Source organism: Angustibacter sp. Root456, from assembly GCF_001426435.1.
In the GTDB taxonomy this organism is placed as follows: Bacteria; Actinomycetota; Actinomycetes; order Actinomycetales; family Angustibacteraceae; genus Angustibacter.
In genome coordinates this window covers 32,911-51,460 of the sequence record NZ_LMER01000015.1, presented here as the reverse complement: position 1 = coordinate 51,460, position 18,550 = coordinate 32,911, and the positions used below count along the sequence as shown (strand labels likewise).

The following is an 18,550-nucleotide window of genomic DNA, read 5'->3' as shown; positions in this document are numbered from 1 at the left end:
TCAGCCTCCGACCGTCTCGGTGGCGGGCATGCTGGCCGACCGCGTGACGCTCCACTCGGGCAGCCGCGGCAGGACGTGCGGGACGCGCAGCGTCACGCTCCACCGCTGGCCGTCGCCGGTGCTGCCGCCGGTGGCCACCAGCCCGTCGCGCAGTGACTCGCTCACCGCGCCCCGGGCCGCCGCGTCGGCGCCGGCCCCGCCCGTGAGGGTCGCCGCGCGCGCTGCCGCTCGGGCCGCTCCGTTGGCCTGGGCGATCGTGTAGGTGGCGGCGGCGACCTGGGTGACCATGAGCGCCGCCAGGAACAGGAAGAACGACGTGCCGACGAGCTCGAGCGACAGCCAGCCGCCGTCCGTACGGCGGCCACGCAGGTGAGGCAGTCGGCGCGTCATCGCTCGCTCACCGGCCGCGAGCTCGCGCTGAGGTCGATGTCGAGCGGCCGCGCGCCGGGCAGGAACAGTGGCGGCCTGATGGTCACGGTGACCGTGCCGTCGTCCGGGCTGGTGCTCACGCGCATGTTGGCCGCGAACGACGCGGGGACGGCGGCCCGCGCCGCTGCCGAGACGTCACCGCCCACGGCGGCCGCGCGCGCGCCCTCCTGCGCGGAGTTGGCCGCGTAGTGCGCGCCCACGCCCATGAGCACCGCCTGCCAGATGAACAGCAGGATCAGCAGCAGCAGGGGGAACAGGCCGACCAGCTCGATCGTCGCCTGGCCCGCGTCGCGCCGCCGGCCGCGCCGGGCGACGCGGGTGCTCGGCGCGTCGTCGACGGCCGCCGTGGCAGCAGCCGCGCGGGCCGGACGTCGCCCGCGCCCGCGGTCGCTGCGCGCGCTGAGCGGGCGGGCCGTGGCCAGCCGCAGCTCGGTGGCCAGCTCGGTGATGCGCTGCGACCACACGCCACCAGCGAGCTCGGGGTCGCGCTGGTTGTTCGCCGCCTCCAGCGCCCGGAACGCCGCGGGCAGCCGGGTGCGGGTGACCTCGACTCCGGCGATCCGCGCCGCCGTCTCGGGCTGGATGTCGCTGCGCTTGTCGGTGCGGTTGATGATCGCGTGCACGGCCTCCTCCTTGCGCAGCGCGAGGCGCTCCCAGAGCTCGACCAGCCGCCGCGTACCTCGCAACGCGGGCACGTCCGGCGTCGTGACGACGTAGACCTCGTCGGCCAGCTCGACGGCAGCCGCGGACGCCTCGGTGACCACCGCACCGGCGTCGACCACCACCACGTCGTGCCGCTGCCGCAGACCGGTCAGGATGGTGGCCACCTGGGTGCCGCTGAGCCGCTCGGCGTACTCGCCCTGGTCGGGGGCCATGAGCAGCGACAGGCCCGACGGGTGCTGGTAGAGCGCGTCGGCGATGGCCCGCGGGGTGAGGTCGTGCGCCACGGGTGCGAGGTCGAGGATCGTGCGGCGGTGCTGGGCGTCGAGGTAGAGCGGCACGTCGCCCTTGGTGACGTCGAGGTCGACCAGGCACACGCGCCGGGTCGGGTCGTCGTTCGCGCTGGCCAGCGCGAGGTGGGTCGCGATGGTCGTGGTGCCGACACCGCCCTTCGCGCCCGCCAGCACCACCAGCAGCCCGGCCGCGACCGTGCTCTCGCGCTCGCCACCGATGACCCGGCGCATCGTCTGCGCCCAGCCGCCGGCGGACATGATCTTGCCGGCGACGTCCTCGACCTGCACGGGGAGCTCGACGACGGCCCGCGCGCCCGCCTCCATGGCCAGGCCGAGCACCTCGGCGCTGCCGACCGGGCTCGCGAGCACGATGGCCAGGTAGGGGTGCGCCAGAGCGGTCTCGCGCACGACCGGCCAGATCGGGCCGCCGGTGAGGTCATCGCGCAGCAGCACGACGTCCGGGTCGAGGGTGCGCAGCTGCTCGCGCAGGTCGGCGTCGGTGGTCACCGTGCCGACGGTGTGCGCGCCGGCCGCGGCGGCGGCCTCGGCGAGATCGGTGGCGAGCTGCAGCTCGGGAGCGGCGATGAGGACGCGGTAGCTCACTTCTTGGCCGCCTTCGTGCTGGTGTCCTTCGTGCTGGTGTCCGCCTTCTTGCTGGTGGGTGCCTTCGAGCTCTTGGCCCGAGAGGCGAGCAGGTCGCTCAGCCCCAGGTCGTTGAAGGCGGCGTCGCGGTCGCTGTAGGCCTTGCCGGACTCGTTGTTGCCCGAGCGCATCAGCCGCATCTTGACGCTGAACGCCTCGGCGTAGGCCAGGCGCGTGGCGTCGGCGACGGTGAGGGCGAAGGTCACCGGCACGACCTCCTCGGGGTTGGGGTTGCCGTCGGTGGCGGCACCCACCTCGATGCCGATCGGCGTCTTCTCGCCGACGCTGACCACGAGCGCCTGCGAGACGACGATCCCCGCCACGTTGTAGGGCAGCTCGGCTCGGCGGACGTTCTGGTCGACCTGGGTCGCGCTGCCCTGGCGAGCAGCGAACGCGGCGATGACGTCGACGTGGTCGCCGGGGCGGACGCGGCCGTTGATCCCGTCCGCCGCGTCGAAGTTCACCGACACCTCGCGCATGCCGTCGGCGAGCGAGGAGCTCGACGTCAGCATCTCGGTGGTGAGGTAGCTGCCCCGGTGGATCGTCGTGACCGCCTTCTGTCCCAGGAAGTCGGCCTCCTTGGTCACCGTGGTGTCGGTGACGTACTTCGTCGGCACCTCGACGGTGCGCAGCAGGGCGGGCTCGACCGCCGCGAAGGGCGGGATGTCCTTCGCTGCCACGTAGACGGTGGTGCGCGGCCCCACCTCGGCGTTCACCTGCGAGACGTAGGAGGCGACGCCGATGAAGACGGCGCACGCGCCCAGTGCGGCCAGCACGAGCATGACCAGGCCGCGGCGCTGGCGGGGGTTCATCGTTCTCCTCGGGCGGTGGGGTCGAAGGCGAGCGGCGCGGCGGACTCGGCGGACTCGGCGGCCTCGGCGGCCTCGGCGTCCGAGGGGCCGCCGCGGGAGTGGCAGAACCGGCACGACGGCCAGACGACCGGGGCACCGCAGGAGCGGCAGGGCGTGGCGGCGGCCAGGGCGTCGTGGACGATGCCGCTCACGTCGAGCGGCACGGCGCAGAACTCCGAGAAGCGGACGGTGCCCCAACGCTCGCGCGACTCCTCGGGAGCCTCGACCACGCTGGTGCCGCGGCCGGTGAGTCGCACGGCCAGCTGCTCGACGACGACGTGGCTGGCGACGTCCGACGTGGTCGACCGGAAGGCCAGCGGCGCACCCGTTGGTGGCAGGTGCAGCTGCTCCAGACCCGTTGCGCCGCGGACGATCTGCGGGTGCGGGTGCGTGAGCACGATGAAGCGGTTCGGCGGCCACCACGAGGCGAGGTGCTGCGCCATGCGCGGTGCCGGCTGGGCCAGGCGGGTGAGCGAGCCGAGCACCGCGCCGGCGATCGTGGCGCGCTCGATCGCCTCGCAGGCGACCAGCAGCTGGCCGGCGCTGAACGACGACGGCAGCTCGCTCACGGCCTCGAGCAGCGCTGCGCGGGCCAGCGGGGGCAGGGTGCTGGCGTGCACCACGCCGGTGGCCCCGGGCGCTCCGGCCCGAGCCAGCGACAGCGTGCGCCGCGCGCGCTCGGCCTGGGCGGCCGGGGCGACGACGAGCAGCGGATCGGTGCGGGCGGCCCCAGGCCGCAGTCGGGTCAGCAGGGTGTCGACGTCCTCGACGTCGAGCGCGCCGTCCACGTCGCGCGAGCCCAGGACGCGCAGTCGCCCCGTCGTCGTCACAGCGGTCCTCCCCCTTGTGCCCCCTTCCGGGGCCGACGAGCGCGCAGCGTAACCGATCACGCGGGACGACTCGACTGTTGCGTGTGCAAATGCCTCAAGGTGACGCCGAGGGAGTAGCGCTGAGTAGCGGCCAGGTGGTGTGATGTCGTCCGCCCGCGTCGACGGCCCGACCGGCGACCGCGACGAACCACGACCGACTTCCAGGGGGACCCACCGTGTCGCGTAGGGGATGGACGCTGTACGCCGCTGCGGCTTCGGCCCTGCTGGTGGTGGCCTCGTGCACGGGCCAGGACGCCGCCGCACCGCGACCGGCGGCGACGTCGGTGAGCCCCTCGTCGAGCGCCACCACGAGCACTCCCGCGCCGGCCATGACGCAGACCGACGGCTTCTTCCGGCTCAACCTGCTGCCCGAGCCGGTGGCTCAGCAGGTGGTGGTGGACCACAGCCAGACCCAGCCACGCAGCGTGCGGATCGAGGTGGTCCAGGCGGCCACGGTCGGCGACGCCACGCGCGTCGTGCTGGCCTGGGACGTGCCGGTCGAGGGCGAGGACGTCACCCCGTCGTACATGCGCTCCAACCACAAGCGCGCCACGCCCTTCGAGATCGGTCTTCGCCTGTACGACGCCGCCGCGGGCACGGTGAGCGAGCCGCTGCGGACGGCGTCCGGAGACTGCTTGTGCAGCAACAACACCGGGCGCTACACCGATCCCGAGAAGCAGTCGCTGTTCTGGGCCGACTTCCCGGCCGTGACCGGCGACGCGGTGACCCTGCTCGTGGGTGAGCAGGCGCCGCCGTTCGAGGCGGTGCCGGTGAGCCACGACGCGGCGCCGCTCGACCTGTCGGCGGCCGGTGAGCTCGCGGACTGGGTGGGCAACCCGCCACCGGCCACCGTCGGCGAGTCGGCGGCCGCGCCCGTCGTGGTGCCGGTGCGGCGCTCGGTGCGGACGTTCGGCGGCGCCGAGGACTCTCAGGTCGGCAAGAACGCCGACGTCTCGCTGCCGGCTGACGTGCTGTTCGCCTTCGACTCCAGCACCCTGACCGCCAAGGCCCGCAGCGTCCTCGCTGCGGCGGCTCCCCGCCTCGCCGCTGCGGCCAAGGGTGGTCGCGTGCAGGTCGTGGGCCACACCGACGACCAGGGCACGCCCGCCTACAACGACCGGCTGTCGTTGGCGCGCGCCCGGTCGGTGGTCGCCTACCTCGCACCGCGGCTGCGCTCGGCCGGCATCACGCTGGTCGCGGTCGGCAAGGGCGAGTCCGAGCACCTGGTGCCCAACACCACGGCCGACGGCAAGCCGATCGAGGCGAACCGCCGCCGCAACCGCCGCGTGAGCTTCGTGTTCCCCCGCAGCGACGCCTCGCGCGCCACCGGTCTGGACGTGCCGCAGCAGCTGCCGGACATGGCGAAGGCCCACGCCACGTCGCCGTCGCCCGAGGTGACCAACCCGCTCGCGACCGTGCTGTCCAGCGACGGCACGGTCAAGGTGCACGTCACCCGCCTGCAGCGCTCGGGTGACCAGCTCTGGGTGCAGATGTCGTTCACCGCGGCCGGCGAGCACGCCGACTGGGGCGCCAATCCTCCGCTGCTCGGCCCAAACCCCTACGGCCCCAACGACACCTTGGCCAACGTGGCGGTCGTCGACGCCCAGGCTCGCACCCTCGTCACGCCGCTCACGTACGGCGGGGGCGAGTGCCTGTGCAGCGAGAACCAGGGCTCGGGGATGCTGCTCGCGCAGCCGCTGAACCTGTGGGCCGTCTTCCCGGCGCCGAAGGCCAGCACCGTGACGCTGCGGATTCCCGGTGCCGGCCAGGTCGCCGACCTGCCCGTCACCTGACGTGCCCCGACTCTCGCCGGCCGCTCGCGCCGGTGTCGCCCACCGGACGCGCGAGGGCGCCCCCGCCCGGCTCGTCGTCGACGGCCGGACCACCAGCCTCGGGGTGGACGTCGCGGGCTCGGTGCTCGAGCGCAGCCGCGGCCTGCTGGGCCGTCGGGACGTGCCGACCGCGCTGCTGCTCCACCCCTGCAGCTCAGTGCACTCGCTGGGCATGCGCGTTGACCTGCAGGTCGCTTACCTCGACCGCGACCTGATCGTCCTGGAGCTTGCCGACCTGCCCCGCTGGCGGGTGCACCTGCCGCGCCGGCGCGCCGCCGCCGTGCTCGAGGCGGCCCCGGGTGCGCTCACCGCCTGCGGGGTGCGGCTCGGCGTCCGGCTCGCGCTGAAGGCTGGCCGTGCCTGACAGCTCCGTGTTCGGCTGGTGGGCCTTCGCGGCCGCGGTGACCGCGAGCGTCCTGGTGCTGCCCTTGGCGCCGCAGGCGGCCGAGGGCCTGCGGGTGTCGGTGTGCCGCTCGACGGGTGGCAGCTGCGGCTACTTGCCTCAACGCACCCGTTGCGACGTGCTGTCGCGCGACTCGAGTATCGCCTCAGGCCTGATCGCCTTGCGCCGCAGCGAGTCTGGGCCAAGCGTGGTGCTGGTGAAGGCGCTCGACGGCACGGCCAGCGTCACCCTGCACGAGCCACGTGGTCGCGACCTCGGGGTGCTGCTCGGCGACCGCGTCGGGGTGCGTGTCGCCGCGGGTGCGGGTCGCGGGCTGTGGGCGACCTTCCGCTTCGCGCGGCACGACGACGCCGACGCCTGGCTCGACCACTACCACCGGCGCGAGCAGCCCATCACCGCCGCCGCGGCCGGCTGGAGCTCTCCGACCGGCCCCGGCGCCCTCGACGGCGTGCTCGACGGCGTGTTCCACGGCGGCCTGCACGAGGGCCTGCGGGCAGCGCTGAGCGCTCTGGGCTTCGCCGACCTCGACGCCGTGCGCGTCCCCGACGCGGTGGGGGTCGACGTCGGCGCTCAGGCGACGTCCGCGGCGGCCTTCGGCGTCGCGTCGTCGACCGCGGACCGACCCGGCGCCGGCGTCGCCCAGCCGCGGCTCGAGGTCGAGTCAGACGGCCGGTCGGCGACGTCCGGCGAGCTCGCCGCGGTGGCGCCCGAAGGCGGCGACGGTTCGCTGCCCGAGCAGCTGGGTCTGTCGGGGACGGCGACCTACCGGGTCTCCTCGGACGCCGCCGGGCGCCCGGTGCGGCTCGAGGTCAGCGGCGTCGTCGCCCTCGCGCCCGACGGCGGCGTGGCGGCCGCCGACCGACTGCCTCGGCTTCGCGAGGGTGGCGGCAGCCGCGCCGCCCTCGGGCCGGGTGCGGTGCAGACCGTGGTGCTCGACCTGCGCAGCAGCGCCAACCGCGCGGCGTTCGACCGGATGTTCCGCACCCAGGGCCCCGCGGTCGTGCCCCGCTCGCAGCCGCCGGCCGGTGCGGCGGTGGCCCTGCGGCAGCGCGTCGCCGACGACGCCGTGTACGTCCGCGTGACCAGCACCACGAGCCCCACCACGAGCCTCACGACGAGCCCCACCACCAGCCCGACCACCAGCCCGACGGGAACGGAGACCACCATGCTCAAGGCCTTCAGCGAGGACCTCGCGGTGCCGGCCAGCCGGCTCAGCGCGTTGCCGGGGTGCACGCGATGACCCGGCGCTCGCACGTCGGCTGGGCCCTCGGTGCGCTGGTGGTCGCCGTGGCCCTCAGCGCCTGCTCCGGGTCGTCGGCCCGCACGAGCGCCGGCGGTGACGCGACGTCCCCGTCGTCCGCCAGCTCGCCGCCCTCGGCGACCGCGTCGAGCTCGTCGACGGCGCGGCCCACGCTGCCGGCGGGGTGGACGGCGGTGCAGCAGGGCCGGCTGGCGTTCGCGCTGCCTCCGGGCTTCACCGCGCGGCCCGAAGGCGCCGGCATGCCCGGTGCCGCCGCGCAGTGGACCAAGACCGATGCTCCCGAGCTGAAGATCCCGCCCGCGGTCGCGGTGTTCGTCGAGACCGGCAACGTCGGGCCGCTGGAGGTGCGCACGAAGCTCGTCACCCAGGCCCGCACGGCCGAGCTCGGGGCCGAGCCGGTGGGGCCGGCCACCGACGTCACGGTGCCCGGCAGCACCGGTGCGAAGGCCGTCGAGTGGCGCTGGGACTACGACTTCCTGAACGACCAGCCTCCCGTGCCGAGCCGCCAGATCGAGGTCGTGGTGCAGACCGGCGGGCCGGAGCAGTACGGCCTGCTGATCGGCGCTCCGGCCGAGTACCTCACCGACGACGTGGTGGCCGCGTTCACCGCCTCCCTGGCGGTGCTGCCCGAGGGGTCGGCCGCGTGAGCACCCTGCACGGCCCGACCGTGGTGCGCGCCGCCGTGCTGTCGGCGGGGTTCACGCTGGTGCTCTACGCCGTCGTCTCGGTGCTCGCACCGACGCTGCTCGACCTCGCCGGGCCGGACGCCGCCCGAGCCCTGTCGCTGGTGGCCGGCATCGCGCTGCGGGTGCTCGCCGGGCGGCTGGCCGCGCGGCGCACCTGGGACGACGGCGCCGACGCCGTCATGGTGCTGGCCAGCGTCGGGCTCGGGGCCCTGGTCGGGTGGGTCGTGTTCCCGGGAGCCCTGTCGGTCGTGGGTGTGCTGTCGGGCGACGGCGTCGGCTCGGGGCTGCTGCGGATCGTCGTCGACGTCCTGGTCTGGCTGGTCTGCGTGGGCCTAGGTGCGCTCTCGGCGCGCTGGGCCCTGCCGCGTGCAGTTGGGTCCCCAGGCCCATGATCGGACGGGCGATTCTCCCTAGGTTCGAACGGTGATCGCCTCGCCCCCTGCGCGCCGCCTGCTCGGCGGCCCCGACCGCGGTTCCGGCACGCTCGAGTACGTCGGCGTCATCACCGTGGTGGCCGCGATCTTCGCCGCGTTCGCGGTGGTGCCGCTCGCCCCCGGGCTCTCGCAGTCGCTGCGCGAGGCCGTCTGCGCGATCACCCACCAGTCGTCGTGCGGCTACGACCGGCCCACGGTGCGCTGCACCACCAGCACCCGGGACCGCACCGTCGGTGCGTCGCTCACCGCGTTCTTCGTCAAGGCCGGCCACGACGACAAGTACACGATCACCACCTACGGCGACGGCACGGCCGAGGTCGCCCTCGCCGACACCTACTCCCTCGGCGCTTCAGGTACCGCGGGCGTCAAGCTCGACTTCGCCGCGATCGCCAAGGAGCTGAAGGCCAAGGGGTACGGCGAAGCCTCGCTCACCGGCCAGGCGGGCTACCAGACGGTGCTGAAGTTCGACAGCCGTCAGGACGCCGAGGCCTGGGTCGACCGCAACCGCGGCGTGCTGCAGCACGTGGCCGGTGCGGCGGGCGGCATCACCTCCGACGCGCTCGAGCAGGGCGTCAACTGGCTCAAGCGCACGACCGGGATCGGTGACTCCGACGACGCGCGAGCGCCCGACGCCGTGGTGATCGACCTCGGGGCCCAGGCAACCGGTGGCGGCGGGTACGGCGCCTCGACGCTCGCCGGCGGCAGCATCGACGCCAAGGGCACGGTCAAGAGCTCGCTGCGGGTCAACGCCGACGGCACGCAGTCGTTCACCGGCAGCTTCGACGCCGAGGGCGGCCTCACGGGCAGCCTGGCCTTCGTCAGCGGCAAGCTCGGCCTCACCGGCAAGGCGGCCTACACGGTGGCGTTCGACAAGGACGGCAACCCCACCCAGCTGACCGTCGTCGGCGAGTACGGGCAGAACGGCGGCTTGGGGACGCTGAAGAGCGGGGTGCCGATCGGCAACGGCAAGATCAAGTACGGCGGCGACGGCAACCAGGGCAGCAAGGTCACCCACTCGTACACCCTGAACCTCAAGAACCCGGCCAACCTCGCGGCGTTCGACCAGGCCTTCGTCCGGGCTGGGCCCGTGGTGCTGCCGCGACCCACGCCGCACATGATGCCCACCGGCGGCGTGCCGCTGCCCGACCCGGCCGAGCTCGCCCAGCAGGTCAGCCCGCTGATCGACCGGATGAGCCAGGACGCGGTGTACGTGCGCGCGGAGTACGACACCGACCAGATGGGCGGCACCGTGGGTGGCTCCGCCGAGGGCTTCGGCCTCGACGGCACCTACAAGGGGTCGTCGGCCACGCTCACGAACGTGCAGAGCCAGGACTACGGTGTGCCGTCGAGCGTCCTGGCCCCGATGGCCGACTGCAAGCACTGACCCCGAAGGGCCCCACCCGTGAGCCTGGTTCCCGTCCTGCTGCCCCTGCTCGTGGGCGGTGCCCTGGTCGCTGGGGTGCTGGCTCTGCGCCAGGGCCGCGCCGACCGAACGCGCCAGCGCCGGGCCCGGGTCGCGACCGGCGTCGTCACCGAGCTCGAGTACAACGCCTCGCTGCAGGTCTTCCCGACCGTGCGCTACACCGTCGACGACGGCAGCGTGGTGCAGGCGCAGCCGCAGTCGTCGTCCAACGTCGCGCGGTTCGTCGTGGGGCAGCAGGTGACGGTGCGCTACGACCCCCTCGACCCGCGGTGGATGCAGATCGAGGGGCTCGCGTCGGCATCGGCCATGAACGTCGTGGCCGGGGTCGGGCTGCTGGTCGGCGCTGTGGTGTTCGCCGCCGCGTGGTGGCTGGTGCGCTGACCGGACGCTCGGCGCCTCAGTCGCTCACCGCGTCCGCAGCCCGCCGCAGCAGGTCTCCGGCGCCCGCCAGCTCCCGGACGACGTCGGCCGCCGGTCGCACCGCCGCCAGCTCACCGACCCCGTGACCCGCGTAGAGCGGCGCGATGTCGGGGTCGAGCTCGCGGCGCGCCGCGAGCACCGCCTGGTGGGCGTCGTCGTCGCGCGCCAGCTCGTCCTCGTGGCCCACCCAGCGGTCGAAGTAGGCGTTGCGCAGCGCCCGGCCGCCGTACTGCTCCGGCCAGGCCACGCGCTGCCCGACGTCGAACACCCGGCCGTAGACGGTCGCCGTCTCGTCCGCGCCCAGCAGCCGCTCGCGGGCGGCATCGACGGTCTGGGCCTCCGGGCAGGCGATGAAGGCAGTGCCGACCCAGGCACCGGCGGCTCCGGCCGCGATCACGGCGGCCAGCCCGCGGGCGGACGAGATGCCACCAGCGGCCAGCACCGGGACGCGTACGTGGGCCAGAACACGTTGCAGCAGAGGCAGTGTGGCCACGGCGTCGCGCCCGTGGCCGCCCGCTTCGAGGCCGCGCGCGACGACGACGTCGACGCCGGCCCGCTCGGCCTCGAGTGCCTCGTCGAGCGTGCCGACCTGCGCGCCGACGACGATGCCGGCCTCCTGCAGCGGACGCACGTACGGCGCGATGTCGCCGAAGCTCACCGACGCGAACGCCGGGCGGGTGTCGAGCACCGCGTCGAGCTGGCCGGGCGCTCCCGGCAGCACCCACGCCATCAGACCGATCCCGAACGGACGCCCACCGGCGGCCTCGGCCGCCACCGCGTGCTGCTCGCGCACCCAGTCTCCCGTGGCGCTCGGGCCGACGCCGATCATGCCGAGCGCACCTGCGGCGCTCACCGCGCCGGCCAGCCGGCCGTCGGACACGCCGGCCATGGGCGCCTGCACCACGGGGGTCTCGAGCGACAGCAGCCGGGTCAGGGCGGTGGCGATCACGCTCCGACAGTAGCGCTGACGGTCACCGGGTGGTCGCGGTCGCCCGCGCGGACGGCGTCACGCAGGTGCTCGTCGGGGCCGACGTACGCGCCCGGCCACACCACGCAGCGCTCGATCGTGCCCTCGACCACCGCGCCCGCGCCCACGACGTCGTGTCCGCCGCTCGCGTGCAGGTTCGCCGCCAGGTAGTCACCCGGTGTGCCGCAGTCGATCGACACCTCGTCGGTGCGCACCAGGTCGAGCCGGCGCGCGGCGTCCAGGTCGCGCCAGAGCACCTCGTAGAGCCCGGACGGCGTGGCGCGCAGGTCGCGCACCGCCGTCCAGGGCAGCAGGCAGGAGCCGACGTACCGGCAGCCGGTGCCGTCGGGCAGCACGAAGTCGGCGCGACGCCCCGGCTCGGCGGGCGTGACGAGCAGCCGGCAGCGCTCGCCGTCCCAGCCGGTGCCGTTCGAGGCCCCGAGCAGCTGCGCGAGACCGGCCGGCTGGTAGACGTCGGCGTTGGTGAGCAGGACGTCGCGCCCGTCGAGCCAGGGCAGCAGCTGCACGAGCGCCCCCGCGGTGCCCAGCGCCCGCGGCTCCTCGACCGACACGTGCGCCTGGGCGCCGACGTGGGCCGTGACGTCGCAGGCGCGGTAGTGGGCGTTCACCGCCAGGTGCTCTGGGCCGCGTCCGGCCGCCGGGGCGAGCCGGTCGAGCGCGAGGTCGAGCAGGGTCGCGCCGGCGAGCGGCATGAGCACCTTGGGCACCGCGTCGGTCAGCGGGCGCATCCGCTCACCGCGGCCAGCGGCCAGCGCGACGCCGGCGAGGCTCACGAGGTGACGACGCGGCCGAGGTAGGCGCCCGGGTCGAGCACCGCGCGGGCGGCGTCGAGGATCTGGCGCGTCGGGCCGTCGTGCTCGTCGACCTCCTCGGGCAGCAGCCACCGGGCCGACTCGGCCTCGCCACCGGCCTGCTCGCCGATGTCGCCGACGACCGCGACGCGGAACACCACATCGACCCGGCGCAGCGGNCGAGTCGACGACCACGGTGACCGGGCGGCCCACTTCGATGGTGAGGCCGAGCTCCTCGCGCACCTCGCGCACGACGGCGTCAGCGGCCGACTCGCCGCGGTCGAGCAGCCCACCGGGCAGGCTCCAGCCGTTGCGGTGGGGCTGGCGCAGCATGAGCAGGCGCCCGTCGCGTTCGAGCAGGCACACGGCGCCGACCGTGAAGCCGGGCGTACCGGCCCGCACCAGCGCGCGCCGCACGGGGGCGGGCAGGCGCCGGAAGACGCGCAGGGCCAGCAGGTAGAGCGGTCGCAGCGCAGGGAGGTCGGGCATGCAGCCAGCCTACGGACGACTAGGGTCGAGCGCGTGGTGAGCGGATCCGACGAGCAGCCGGTGCAGATGCTGCGTGTCGGCGCCTACGCCGTCGTCGTGGTCGAGCAGCGCTTGCTGCTCACGCAGATGGCTGAGAGCACGCCCGTGCCGGGCCAGTGGGGGCTGCCCGGCGGGGGAGTCGACCACGGCGAGGCGCCGCTGGAGGCCGTGGTGCGCGAGGTGCGCGAGGAGACNCGCGCACGAGCTGGTCGACGTCCGGCTGCTCGACGTCGGGTCGCACCGGTTCGTCGCGCGCTCGCCACGTGGCCGGCTGGAAGACTTCCACAGCGTGCAGATCGTCTACAGCGGTGGCGTGCGCGAGGTGCGGGAGCCCGAGGTGCTCGACGTCGGCGGCAGCACCGTGCAGGCCCGCTGGGTGCCGCTGGACGCCGTCACCGACCTGCCACTCACCGCCGGGACGCGGGAGTGGCTGGGCCGGTTGGGGCACCTGCTGCAGGAGCGGCCCTAGGAGGGGCTCTCGCCGTCGAGCGGTCGCTGGTCGCGCTCGCCGCCGTGGCCGCGGCGGCCCTTGGCGAGGGTGGCCGCGAGCCCGACGACGCCGGCGACGATGAGCACCGCCGGGCCGAGCAGCGACAGGTCGGGCAAGGTCACCAGCTCGATCTGCACCAGCGCCCACGTGGCGGCGACGCCGAGGAAGATCAGGCCGAAGACGAGGGACGTGACGTCCAGGTCATGACGCCGCACGGCGCACCTCCAGGTGTCCGAATCCTGCGTAGAGGGTGAGGTCGAGCGTGCCGCCGCCCGGGCCGTCGGCGCCGTAGTCGGTGCGCTGGCGGTGCTGGTTGACGCCGCCGGTGTCGGAGCCGAAGAGGGTCAGACCGCCCACGCCGGTCCGAGCATCGAGCACGACGTCGACGTCGGGCGGCAAGGTGACGACGATCTCGCCGAAACCGATCTGCGCGTCCATCGAGGCGGTCTGGCCGCTCAGGTCCAGCCCGGTGAGGTCGTACTCGACCTGGCCGGCGCCGTACCGGTCGTCGGTGGGTAGCGCGCTCACGGTCGACACCGTGACCGTCTGGTCGACGGTGTTGTCGTTCAGGCCCCGGGCGTGGCCGGCGACCGACCCGATGAGGGTGGCCAGCGAGAGCACGAGGCCCCAGAACACGAGCCCCCGGGCGCGTCCGATCCACGTGCCGAGCACGAGTCCGAGACCGACCACGGTGAGGGCGAGGGCGGGGTAGGCGCCGGCCGGCGGCTCGGCGCCCGCGACGTCGAACGCCGCCAGCACGCCGAGGGCGATGAGCGCGACGCTCACGGTGGCGCCGAACAGGTGCGACCTGGGGCGCGGGGGCTGCGGGGGCAGGGGCGGCTGCGGCGGCACGGGGGGCCCGGCCGCGTAGGGCGGCTGCGGCGGCAGCGGGGGACGCGCGGGCGGCTCGCCCTCGCCGTCCGTCGGCAGCAGCACGGTGGTGGGCGCGGTGCTGGGCGGTGCGCTGGGCGCGGTGGTGGGCGCGGTGGTGGCTGCGGTGTTGGGCGCCACGCCGTACGGCACGGACGTCGTGGGGGGCGGCGCCGAGGTCATCGGTGGTGCGGACGCCGCCGGCTGGCGGCGTAGCAGCCAGACGAACAGCGCGACCACGGCGAGGGTGAGCAGGATCGGCCCGTCCCAGCGGTTGAAGGCGCCGGCGATGCCGATGGCCACGGCGATGGCGAGCACCACGGCCAGCCACACGGTGCCCGAGCGGGTCTGCTGGTCGCGCTCGAGCGCCTGGGCGCCCACCGACGGCGTGCCGTCGTCGACCGGCAGGAGCAGCCAGCCGAGGGCGTATAGGACGACGCCCGCGCCGAACACCGCGAGCACGGCGACGACGATGCGGATGAGGAGGGGGTCGACGCCGAGGCTGCGGCCCACGCCGCCGCACACACCGGCGATGACCTTGTCGGAGCGGCTGCGCCGCAGGCGCTTGAGCTGGTCGAGCACTTGCTCGGCCGGCCCGTTCGCCGTGGTCTGGTTCTCGTTCATGCCAACCATGCTCGGCGTCCGCACGGTGCCGGGGCCATCGGTGACGCCCCTGAGCGGCCCCTGAGCCGCCGCCGGTGCCGAGCGCGTCGGGATCCGGGCGTCACCTGGTGGCCGGTCAGGGACGCCGCGCGAGAGGATCGGTGTCGTGACCACCACGTCCGGCGCTGACGCGCCTGCACGCATGCGCCGTCCGGTCGACGGCCGGCTGCTGAGCGGTGTCGCGGCGGGCGTGGCCGAGCACCTCGACGTGCCGGTGCTGCAGGTGCGGCTGGTCTTCGTCGTCCTCAGCGCGCTGGGTGGTTTCGGGGTGGTGCTGTACGCCGCGCTCTGGGTGTTCGTCCCGTCGCAGGGTCCGGACGACGACCCGGCCGGTCTGGCGTCCGCCTCGCGCGGTGGCCGCCGTCCGCGGCGGTCGGTGAGCCGCGGGGACGCCGGTCAGCTCGTGGCGCTCGGGGCGCTGGGTCTGGGGTTGGTGCTGCTGCTCACCCAGACCGGGTGGGGCGTACCGCTGCGCGTGACCGTCCCGCTGCTCATCGCGGGTGCGGGCCTGGCCCTGCTGTGGTCGCAGGCCGACGCGAGCGAGTGGGCGCGCCTGGTGCCCGGAGGGCTGGGCGACGGCCAGCGCCGTTGGTTGACGGTGGTGCGGTTGGTCGGCGGCGCTCTGCTGGTGGTGCTCGCGGTGCTGGCCTTCCTGGTGGGCAGTGGGCGGCCGGCGCAGATCGGCGAGACCGTGCTGCTCCTCACCGTCGTGGCGCTCGGTCTCGGTCTGGTGGCCGGCCCGTTCGTCTGGCGGCTGGTGCGCCAGCTCGATGACGAGCGACGCGAGCGCCTGCTGCAGCAGCAGAAGGCCGACGTCGCCGCGCACCTGCACGACTCGGTGCTGCAGACTCTCGCGCTGATCCAACGGCAGGCCGACGACCCACGCGCGGTGCTGACCCTCGCCCGGGCCCAGGAGCGTGACCTGCGCGGCTGGCTCTTCGACGACGCACCCGACTCGGGCGGCACGTTGCGCTCGGCGCTGGAGCAGGCGGCGGCGGAGGTCGAGCAGGACCACGGCGTGGCGGTCGAGGTGGTCGCGGTGGGCGACTGCCCGCTGGACGAGCAGCTCACCGCCGTCGTCCGGGCCGCACGCGAGGCGATGGTCAACGCCGCCAAGCACTCTGGGGCCGCGAGCGTCGACGTGTTCGCCGAGTGCCAGCCCGAGGCCGTCGAGGTGTTCGTCCGCGACCGCGGTCGCGGCTTCGACCCCGAGGGCGTGCCCGACGACCGTCTGGGCCTGCGCGGCTCGGTGGTCGGGCGGATGGAGCGTCACGGCGGCAGCGCGCGCGTGCGCTCCGCGCCCGGAGAGGGCACCGAGGTGGCCCTCACGATCACCCGCCGCACCGGCGAGCGCCCCGCCGAGCGCCCCGCCGAGCGCACCGTCGAGAAGGAGCCGCAGTGACCGAGCAGACCCAGGCCAGAGCGCGGGTCGTGGTGGTCGACGACCACGCGATGTTCCGCAGCGGGGTGCGCGCCGAGCTCGGCGATGCCGTCGACGTCGTGGCCGAGGCCGACGACGTCGACAGCGCCGTGGCAGCGGTGCTGCGCGAGCAGCCGGACGTCGTCCTGCTCGACGTGCACCTGCCCGGTGGGGGCGGCGTCGAGGTCATCAACCAGGTGAGCTCGCGAGGCGCCCCCGCGCGGTTCCTCGCGCTGTCCGTGAGCGACGCCGCGCAGGACGTCATCGGCGTGATCCGCGCTGGCGCTCGCGGGTACGTCACCAAGACCATCACCGGGCCCGAGCTCGTGCAGGCGATCGGACGGGTCGCCGACGGTGACGCCGTGTTCAGTCCGCGGCTGGCCGGCTTCGTGCTCGACGCGTTCGCGGCGGGGGAGGCGCCGTCGGTGGACGCCGACCTCGACCGCCTCAGCAACCGCGAGCGCGAGGTGATGCGCCTCATTGCGCGCGGCTACGCGTACAAGGAGGTCGCCAAGGAGCTGTTCATCTCGGTGAAGACGGTGGAGACCCACGTGTCGGCGGTGCTGCGCAAGCTGCAGCTGTCGAGCCGGCACGAGCTGACCCGCTGGGCGGCCGACCGTCGCCTGCTCTGAGCGCGCTGGGCGCGTGCGGCCGAGGGTGCGGCCGGGTGGTCGTGATCGCAGCACCTTCGCCGCACCTTCGCCGCACCCACGACTGCACGCTGCGTCTGCCACTCACCGGCCGGCCCGAGTGCCGACAGCCCCTAGGATCACCGCATGGACGTCGTCTACGACCTGATCGTCGTGCTGCACCTGCTCGGCATGGCCGCCATCGTGGGCGGTTACCTCGTGACGCTGCGCGAGCCGCACGTCAATCTGGTGCAGGTGTGGGGCGCCCGCGCGCAGCTGCTCACCGGCCTGGTGCTCGTGGGGCTCCGCGAGTCCGGCGCGGTCGACGGCGATCCGCTCGACCACACGAAGATCGCCGTGAAGCTCGTCATCGCGCTCATCGTCGTCGCGGCCGCGGAGATGCAGTTCCGCCGGCGCCGGCACGGCGACCCGCTGACGCACGTGGTGGGTCTCGGCGCGATCGTGAACGTGCTCGTCGCCGTCCTCTGGCACTGACCTCCTCGCACGGCTCCTCGCACGAGAGAGCCGCCGGGCCGGGTGGCTCGGCGGCTCGTGTGCGTGCGGCCGTCAGACGGTCGTCATCGCTTCGACCTGCGACTTGAGGTTGGCGAGCATGCCCTCCAGGAAGGGCTCGTGCTCACGGACCATCATGGTCTCGATCGGCCGACCCACGACGGGCAGCTTGACGTCCCACTCGCCCACGGCGGTGACCTTGGTGCCGCCGCTCTTGGTGGGCGCGAAGGTGAACGTCCACATCGGCTTCTCGGCGAAGAAGTGCACCTGAGCCACGATCCGCTCGTTCGGGACGACCTCGGTGTACTCGATCCCGCCCTCGATGTGGAAGCCCAGGGCGTGGGTATAGATCCGCGCGCTGGTGCCGACGCCGTCCGGTGTCAGGGTGATCTCGCCGAGCGCGACGTCCTTCGCCCGCCACAGGTGACCGATGTCGAGGGCGAACCCGAACACCGACGCGACCGGCGCGTGCACGGTGATGCTCCGTGTCAGCTTTGCCATTGACTCCTCATCTCCTTTCCACCTCCGACGCTAGGTAGCGGTGCACGGCGGAGGTCAGGGGAGATGGTCCTGCGGGCGAACCTCGCCCGCACGGCAGGCTGGCCGGCCGCGATGCCTACGGCGACGAGCGCGGTGCCGATCAGCTGGACGGCGCCGAAGGCCTCGTGCGCGACCACCACGCCGAGCGCGGTGCCCACGAGCGGGTTGAGCAGGCCGATGAGGGCGACCGCGCCCGGGTCGAGCCGGGACAGGCCGTGGAACCACGCGGCGTACGCGGCCCCGGTGCCGATGACGGCGAGGTAGGCGAACCCGGCCACGGCGGGCAGGTCGAGTGCGGGCGGTGGCCCCTCGACCACCAACGCCACGGGGGCGAGCACGACGCCACCGGCGACGAGCTGCCAGGCCGTGAAGGCGAGCAGCGGCACCGGCGGCGTCCAGCGCTTGACGAGGATGAAGCCGAGGGACGCCATGGTCATCGCGGCCACGGACGCCGCGACTCCGGCCAGGGGCACCGAGCCGCCCCCGCGCAGCACCAGCAGGGCGACGCCGACGAGCCCGACGAGTGCTGCCGTCACGGACGCCGGCGCCGGGCGCTGGCCCAGGAGCGGCCAGGCCAGGGCCATCATCACCAGCGGCGAGAAGGCCGTCAGCGTGGCCGCGATGCCGCTCGGTAGCAGCTGGGCGGTCACGTAGATGAGCACGAAGAACGCCCCGATGTTGAGGGTGCCGAGCACCGATGCCTTGAGCCACCACGACGCGCGCGGACGGCGGCGCGTGAGCGCCAGCAGCACCAGGCCGACCGGAAGCGCGCGGACGGCGGCGCCGAACAGCGGGCGATCGGACGGCAGCAGGTGGCTGGTGACGAGGTAGGTCGAGCCCCAGACGACGGGAGCGACGGCAGTGACGGCTGAGGTGCGTACGATAACTTCCATGGAAGATAAAGTACCTGACGAG

21 protein-coding genes and 1 pseudogene are annotated in these 18,550 nt (G+C 74.3%); 11 read left to right on the top strand and 11 right to left on the bottom strand.

The annotated features are described in order from the left end of the window. The 4 genes from ASD06_RS07860 to ASD06_RS07845 are packed head-to-tail and all read right to left on the bottom strand — an operon-like array spanning position 1 to position 3,705. Positions 1-390, bottom strand: a complete 390-nt coding sequence (locus tag ASD06_RS07860) for a hypothetical protein (protein WP_056675354.1) — start codon at positions 388-390, stop codon at positions 1-3. Next, positions 387-1,985 (bottom strand): AAA family ATPase, encoded by a 1,599-nt coding sequence (locus ASD06_RS18845; protein ID WP_056675349.1) that lies wholly within the window; start codon positions 1,983-1,985, stop codon positions 387-389. The genes ASD06_RS07860 and ASD06_RS18845 overlap by 4 nt, the downstream gene beginning before the upstream one ends. Further along, positions 1,982-2,836, bottom strand: coding sequence for a Flp pilus assembly protein CpaB (gene cpaB, locus ASD06_RS07850; protein WP_082537836.1), 855 nt, complete (start codon positions 2,834-2,836; stop codon positions 1,982-1,984). The genes ASD06_RS18845 and cpaB overlap by 4 nt, the downstream gene beginning before the upstream one ends. Next, positions 2,833-3,705: a hypothetical protein gene (locus ASD06_RS07845; protein WP_056675345.1), complete on the bottom strand. Its 873-nt coding sequence runs from the start codon at positions 3,703-3,705 to the stop codon at positions 2,833-2,835. Before ASD06_RS07845 ends, cpaB begins: the two co-directional genes overlap by 4 nt. Before the next feature lie 215 nt (positions 3,706-3,920). Here ASD06_RS07845 and ASD06_RS07840 point away from each other — a divergent pair, with 215 nt between their 5' ends. Genes ASD06_RS07840 through ASD06_RS07810 form a run of 7 tightly spaced genes read left to right on the top strand, consistent with a single transcriptional unit; the run spans position 3,921 to position 10,164 of the window. Continuing rightward, on the top strand, positions 3,921-5,537 hold the full coding sequence (locus ASD06_RS07840; protein WP_157371590.1) for an OmpA family protein: 1,617 nt from the start codon (positions 3,921-3,923) through the stop codon (positions 5,535-5,537). Between the two features lies 1 nt (position 5,538). Next, positions 5,539-5,940 (top strand): DUF192 domain-containing protein, encoded by a 402-nt coding sequence (locus tag ASD06_RS07835; protein ID WP_056675339.1) that lies wholly within the window; start codon positions 5,539-5,541, stop codon positions 5,938-5,940. After that, complete coding sequence (locus tag ASD06_RS07830) at positions 5,933-7,219, top strand: hypothetical protein (protein WP_056675336.1); 1,287 nt, start codon at positions 5,933-5,935, stop codon at positions 7,217-7,219. Before ASD06_RS07835 ends, ASD06_RS07830 begins: the two co-directional genes overlap by 8 nt. Further along, the gene (locus ASD06_RS07825) at positions 7,216-7,887 is read left to right on the top strand and encodes a hypothetical protein (protein WP_157371589.1); all 672 of its coding nucleotides are present in this window, start codon (positions 7,216-7,218) and stop codon (positions 7,885-7,887) included. Before ASD06_RS07830 ends, ASD06_RS07825 begins: the two co-directional genes overlap by 4 nt. Next, on the top strand, positions 7,884-8,318 hold the full coding sequence (locus ASD06_RS07820) for a hypothetical protein (protein WP_056675331.1): 435 nt from the start codon (positions 7,884-7,886) through the stop codon (positions 8,316-8,318). The genes ASD06_RS07825 and ASD06_RS07820 overlap by 4 nt, the downstream gene beginning before the upstream one ends. A gap of 31 nt (positions 8,319-8,349) precedes the next feature. Next, positions 8,350-9,744 (top strand): hypothetical protein, encoded by a 1,395-nt coding sequence (locus ASD06_RS07815; protein ID WP_056675328.1) that lies wholly within the window; start codon positions 8,350-8,352, stop codon positions 9,742-9,744. 18 nt (positions 9,745-9,762) lie between these two features. Next, entirely contained in the window at positions 9,763-10,164 is a 402-nt protein-coding gene (locus tag ASD06_RS07810) for a DUF3592 domain-containing protein (protein ID WP_056675326.1), read from the top strand. Positions 10,165-10,180: 16 nt separating this feature from the next. Here ASD06_RS07810 and ASD06_RS07805 read toward each other — a convergent pair whose 3' ends face one another. The 3 genes from ASD06_RS07805 to ASD06_RS19605 form a co-directional block, all read right to left on the bottom strand. Next, positions 10,181-11,152, bottom strand: a complete 972-nt coding sequence (locus ASD06_RS07805; protein WP_056675322.1) for a nitronate monooxygenase family protein — start codon at positions 11,150-11,152, stop codon at positions 10,181-10,183. After that, positions 11,149-11,964 (bottom strand): NTP transferase domain-containing protein, encoded by an 816-nt coding sequence (locus ASD06_RS19610; protein WP_056675320.1) that lies wholly within the window; start codon positions 11,962-11,964, stop codon positions 11,149-11,151. The genes ASD06_RS07805 and ASD06_RS19610 overlap by 4 nt, the downstream gene beginning before the upstream one ends. Positions 11,965-12,162: 198 nt before the next feature. Further along, a partial coding sequence (locus tag ASD06_RS19605; protein WP_162248063.1) for an NUDIX domain-containing protein occupies positions 12,163-12,471 on the bottom strand: 309 nt, incomplete at its 3' end. Between the two features lie 66 nt (positions 12,472-12,537). Here ASD06_RS19605 and ASD06_RS19765 point away from each other — a divergent pair. Further along, positions 12,538-12,704, top strand: a pseudogene (locus tag ASD06_RS19765) (NUDIX hydrolase); the annotation flags it as partial. 271 nt (positions 12,705-12,975) lie between these two features. Here the strand turns inward: ASD06_RS19765 and ASD06_RS19115 are convergent. Both ASD06_RS19115 and ASD06_RS07780 read right to left on the bottom strand, forming a co-directional pair. Beyond that, entirely contained in the window at positions 12,976-13,215 is a 240-nt protein-coding gene (locus ASD06_RS19115; protein WP_056675312.1) for a hypothetical protein, read from the bottom strand. Then, positions 13,202-14,494, bottom strand: a complete 1,293-nt coding sequence (locus ASD06_RS07780) for a PspC domain-containing protein (RefSeq protein ID WP_056675309.1) — start codon at positions 14,492-14,494, stop codon at positions 13,202-13,204. The genes ASD06_RS19115 and ASD06_RS07780 overlap by 14 nt, the downstream gene beginning before the upstream one ends. 145 nt (positions 14,495-14,639) lie before the next feature. Between ASD06_RS07780 and ASD06_RS07775 the strand changes: the two genes are divergently transcribed. The 3 genes from ASD06_RS07775 (at position 14,640) to ASD06_RS07765 (ending at position 17,077) form a co-directional block, all read left to right on the top strand. Beyond that, positions 14,640-15,935 carry an ATP-binding protein gene (locus ASD06_RS07775; protein WP_200941965.1) on the top strand — a complete coding sequence of 432 codons (1,296 nt, stop codon included), beginning with the start codon at positions 14,640-14,642 and terminating at the stop codon, positions 15,933-15,935. A gap of 50 nt (positions 15,936-15,985) precedes the next feature. Further along, entirely contained in the window at positions 15,986-16,585 is a 600-nt protein-coding gene (locus tag ASD06_RS07770; protein ID WP_157371622.1) for a response regulator transcription factor, read from the top strand. Between the two features lie 144 nt (positions 16,586-16,729). Further along, complete coding sequence (locus tag ASD06_RS07765) at positions 16,730-17,077, top strand: hypothetical protein (protein ID WP_056675306.1); 348 nt, start codon at positions 16,730-16,732, stop codon at positions 17,075-17,077. 72 nt (positions 17,078-17,149) lie between these two features. On the opposite strand, the gene ASD06_RS07760 is transcribed toward ASD06_RS07765, so the two are convergent. Then, positions 17,150-17,596: an SRPBCC family protein gene (locus ASD06_RS07760; RefSeq protein WP_056675303.1), complete on the bottom strand. Its 447-nt coding sequence runs from the start codon at positions 17,594-17,596 to the stop codon at positions 17,150-17,152. Next, the gene (locus ASD06_RS07755; protein WP_056675300.1) at positions 17,584-18,528 is read right to left on the bottom strand and encodes an EamA family transporter; all 945 of its coding nucleotides are present in this window, start codon (positions 18,526-18,528) and stop codon (positions 17,584-17,586) included. Before ASD06_RS07755 ends, ASD06_RS07760 begins: the two co-directional genes overlap by 13 nt. Between the last annotated feature and the right edge of the window lie 22 nt (positions 18,529-18,550).

Coding starts and splice junctions, on each gene's coding strand:
- ASD06_RS07860 (WP_056675354.1), bottom strand. CDS start 390: ATGACGCGCCGACTGCCTCACCTGCGTGGCCGCCGTACGGACGGCGGC.
- cpaB (WP_082537836.1), bottom strand. CDS start 2,836: ATGAACCCCCGCCAGCGCCGCGGCCTGGTCATGCTCGTGCTGGCCGCA.
- ASD06_RS07825 (WP_157371589.1), top strand. CDS start 7,216: ATGACCCGGCGCTCGCACGTCGGCTGGGCCCTCGGTGCGCTGGTGGTC.
- ASD06_RS07780 (WP_056675309.1), bottom strand. CDS start 14,494: ATGAACGAGAACCAGACCACGGCGAACGGGCCGGCCGAGCAAGTGCTC.
- ASD06_RS07770 (WP_157371622.1), top strand. CDS start 15,986: ATGTTCCGCAGCGGGGTGCGCGCCGAGCTCGGCGATGCCGTCGACGTC.
- ASD06_RS07765 (WP_056675306.1), top strand. CDS start 16,730: ATGGACGTCGTCTACGACCTGATCGTCGTGCTGCACCTGCTCGGCATG.
- ASD06_RS07760 (WP_056675303.1), bottom strand. CDS start 17,596: ATGGCAAAGCTGACACGGAGCATCACCGTGCACGCGCCGGTCGCGTCG.
- ASD06_RS07755 (WP_056675300.1), bottom strand. CDS start 18,528: ATGGAAGTTATCGTACGCACCTCAGCCGTCACTGCCGTCGCTCCCGTC.